General features: G+C 69.9%; 5 protein-coding genes and 1 pseudogene. All 6 read left to right on the top strand.

Annotated features, from left to right (window positions below):
• Window positions 1-997, top strand: a 997-nt coding sequence (locus CAP13_RS04740; RefSeq protein ID WP_085830755.1) for a PhoH family protein, incomplete at its 5' end; no start/stop codon positions are given.
• Window positions 978-1487 (top strand): rRNA maturation RNase YbeY, encoded by a 510-nt coding sequence (ybeY, locus tag CAP13_RS04735; RefSeq protein WP_085830756.1) that lies wholly within the window; start codon window positions 978-980, stop codon window positions 1485-1487. The genes CAP13_RS04740 and ybeY, both read left to right, overlap by 20 nt.
• Before the next feature lie 27 nt (window positions 1488-1514).
• Window positions 1515-1892 (top strand): diacylglycerol kinase family protein, encoded by a 378-nt coding sequence (locus tag CAP13_RS04730; RefSeq protein ID WP_085830451.1) that lies wholly within the window; start codon window positions 1515-1517, stop codon window positions 1890-1892.
• 38 nt (window positions 1893-1930) lie between these two features.
• Window positions 1931-2380: pseudogene (locus CAP13_RS10490) on the top strand (GTPase); the annotation flags it as partial.
• 24 nt (window positions 2381-2404) lie between these two features.
• On the top strand, window positions 2405-3244 hold the full coding sequence (era, locus tag CAP13_RS10485) for a GTPase Era (RefSeq protein ID WP_085830754.1): 840 nt from the start codon (window positions 2405-2407) through the stop codon (window positions 3242-3244).
• A gap of 4 nt (window positions 3245-3248) precedes the next feature.
• A partial coding sequence (recO, locus tag CAP13_RS04715) for a DNA repair protein RecO (RefSeq protein ID WP_179184937.1) occupies window positions 3249-3426 on the top strand: 178 nt, incomplete at its 3' end.

Below are 3426 nucleotides of genomic sequence, written 5' to 3'. Positions count from 1 at the left end.
GGACACAGCGAAGGTTCGCCTGGTCATACCTGATGACATCGATCCGAGCCGTATCACCGGCGCATCGGACGCGGTGCTGCGCGCCCTCGACGCCGCGACGAGCGCGACCATGGTGATGCGGGGCAACGAGATCGCCCTGTCGGGCGCCTCCGACGAGGTCGAGTTGCTCTACCGGCTCTTCTCCCAGCTCATCAAGATGGCCGCGGCAGGGGCGGCGCCCACGCCCGACGAGGCCGTGCACGCCCTCGCCGACCTGCGCGCCGAGGGGGCGGGGGCCGCCGCGCTCGCCGATGACATCCTCCTCACCTTCCGCGGTCGCGCCATCCGCCCGAAGACGGCCGGGCAGAAGGGCTACATCGACGCGATCCGCGCCAACACGGTCACGTTCTGCCTCGGGCCCGCGGGCACCGGCAAGACCTACCTCGCCATGGCGATGGCCGTGGCCGCCCTCAAGCGCCGCGAGGTCGGCCGCATCGTGCTCACCCGTCCGGTCGTCGAGGCGGGGGAGAGCCTGGGCTTTTTGCCCGGTACCCTCCAGGACAAGGTCGACCCCTACGTGCGCCCGCTGCTCGACGCCCTCTTCGACCTCACCGACATGGAGCGGGCCCGCGAGTACCTCGAGCGCGGCACGATCGAGATCGCCCCGCTCGCCTACATGCGTGGGCGCACGCTGAACGACGCCTTCGTGATCCTCGACGAGGCCCAGAACACCACGCCTGAGCAGATGAAGATGTTCCTGACCCGCCTGGGCTTCAACTCGACCTTCATCATCACGGGCGACATGACCCAGCGCGACCTCCCCGGGCGCGTGGGAGGCCTCACTGACATCGAGCGCATCCTCGCGGGTGTCGAGGACATCGCCTTCATCCACCTCGGTCGCAACGATGTGGTGCGGCATAAGCTCGTCGGCCGGATCGTCGAGGCCTACGACGCCTTCGACGCGAGCCGCGAGGATCACCGGCAGGGGGGTGCGGGCCGTGGCCGTGCTCGTCGATAACGAGGAGGGCCTTGCCCTTCCCATCGAGGCGGCCGAGATCTCCCAGATCGTCGAGGCCGCGCTTTCCGCTTGCGGAGTCACGCGTCCCACCGATGTCTCGGTGGGGATCGTCACCGATGAGCGCATGCGGGAGCTGAACCGCACCTGGCGCGGTATCGACGCGCCGACCGACGTCCTCTCCTTCGAGTGCGACTCCCCCTTTGACGACACGCTGCCCGCAGGGGAGCCGGTCGAGCTCGGTGACGTGATCCTCGCACCCGCGCAGATCGAGCGCCAGGCGCCGGCGTTCGGCGGCACCCCCGCCGACGAGTTCCGGCTGATGCTCGTCCACGGCACGCTCCACCTCCTCGGCTTCGACCACATCGACGAGGGGGGCGCGCAGGAGATGGAGGCCCTCGAGCTCGAGATCCTACGCGGTCTCGCGCACGCCCGGGGCGACGACGCCGACGCGGTCCGGATCGGGCCCACCACCCGCCACATCGATGACTGATCCGTCCGCACACGAGAGAGGCCGCCTATGATCCCCGGCACCGGCAGGGAGCACCCCACCTTCATCCGCTCGTTCTCCTTCGCGATCGAGGGCTTCGTCACCGCGGTCAAAACCGAGCGCAACATCAAGGTCATGCTCGTCATCGGCGCCGCGGCCATCGCCGCCGGCGTGGCGATCGGGCTGGACGCGGTCTCCTGGTGCATCATCATCATCTGCTGCGGCCTCGTGATCCATGCCGAGCTCATCAACACGGCCTTCGAGGCCGCAGTGGACCTCGCGACCCAGGAGCTCCATCCGCTCGCCAAACGCGCGAAGGACATCGCCGCCGCCAGCGTCTACGTGCTCTCGATCACGGCGGCCGTCGTGGGGGTCCTCGTGTACGCCCACGCCCTCGGCTGGCTCTGAGCCGCCCGCGACGAGAAACGACCGTAAGGAGGCCGCCCATGGCAGACATCGAGGATATCGAGGATTTCGACCCGTTCGCCGACCTCACCGACGATGAGATCGACGCGCTCGCCGAGGAGGCGGGGGAGGGGGCGTCGTCCCCGGAAGGGGGCACGGGGTTCAAGAGCGGGTTCGTGGCCCTCGTCGGCCGGCCGAACGCCGGCAAGTCGACCCTCCTGAATGCCCTGATGGGGCAGAAGGTCGCCATCACCTCGCCGGTCGCGCAGACCACGCGGCGGCGTCTCCGGGCCGTGGTGCGTCGCCCTGGCTGCCAGATCGTGATCGTGGACACGCCGGGTCTCCACAAACCCAAGGACAGCCTCGGGGCCGAGCTGAACAAGACGGCGCTCGCCGAGGTTGGCGACGTGGACGTCATCGCCTTCGTCCTCGACGCCNCGCGCCGCCGCCGCACGTGGGGCGTCGTGCACAGCGTCATACGCCCGGCCTTCGACGGGCAGGCCGCGCAGGCCCCGATGCAGGCACCGCAGCCGCAGGCCCCGTCGAAGCCTGCCAAGCTGGCCGAGGACGGGTACTGGGGCCGCTCAACCACGGACGCCCTCCAGTACGTCGCCGGTACCGTGCGGGACGGCGAGATCTGGGGGCAGTACACGGCCCACGCCTGGCGGCTCAAGGGCTGCACGCAGGGCTGGGTGTACAGCCAGAGCCCCAAGGGCTCCCCGGCCATCCGTTTCCTCCAGCGGGCCTGCGGGGCCGATCCCGACGGCATCATGGGGCCGGGCAGCATCAACGCGTTGATCCGGTGCCTGGGAAACGGGATCCAGGACGGCGTGCTCGATNGGGAGCGCGTCGCCGCCCAGGTGGCCGCCGCCCGCGCGCAGGTCGACTTCGACGATGTGATCGTGGTCTCCGCCACCGAGGGGTTCAACGTCGAGGCCTTCGTGCATGCAGTCGAGCGGCTCCTCCCGGAGGGCCCGCAGTGGTTCCCCGAGGGCATGGACACCGATGAGACGGATGAGGGCCTCGTGGCCGAGTTCGTGCGCGAGAAGGTCCTGCTCCGCACGAAGGAGGAGGTCCCGCATGCGGTGGGCGTCACCTGCGACGCCATCGAGCGCCCGCGCCGGGGGCTCCTGCGCGTGCACGCGACGATCTACGTGGAGCGCGAGGGGCAGAAGGGCATCCTCATCGGGAAGCGCGGCGAGATGATCAAGCGCATCGGCACCGACGCCCGCCAGGACCTCGAGGAGGCCTTCGGCAGTCAAGTCTTCCTCGACCTCTCCGTGCGCGTCAAACCGAACTGGCGCGCCTCCGAGCGCGACATCCGGCAGTTCGGCTACGCCGCCGACGAGCAGTAAGCCCGTGGGCGGATCGCGCACATACCGGGAGACCTGCATCGTCCTCGACAAGACGAAGCTCAAGGAGACCGATCTGATCCTCACCCTGCTCGCCCGCGACGGCCGCCAGATCCGCGCCGTCGCCAAGGGGGCGCGCAAACCCGGCAGCCGGCTCGCGGCCCGCTGCGAGCTCGCCTCGACGG

The sequence above is a fragment of the Collinsella vaginalis genome (genome assembly GCF_900176655.1).
GTDB lineage: Bacteria > Actinomycetota > Coriobacteriia > Coriobacteriales > Coriobacteriaceae > Collinsella > Collinsella vaginalis.
This window is presented reverse-complemented; position numbering and strand designations above follow the sequence as displayed.

What these genes read in the sequence shown, in the direction of transcription:
- CAP13_RS04730 (WP_085830451.1), top strand. Translation starts at nt 1,515, where the DNA reads ATGATCCCCGGCACCGGCAGGGAGCACCCCACCTTCATCCGCTCGTTC.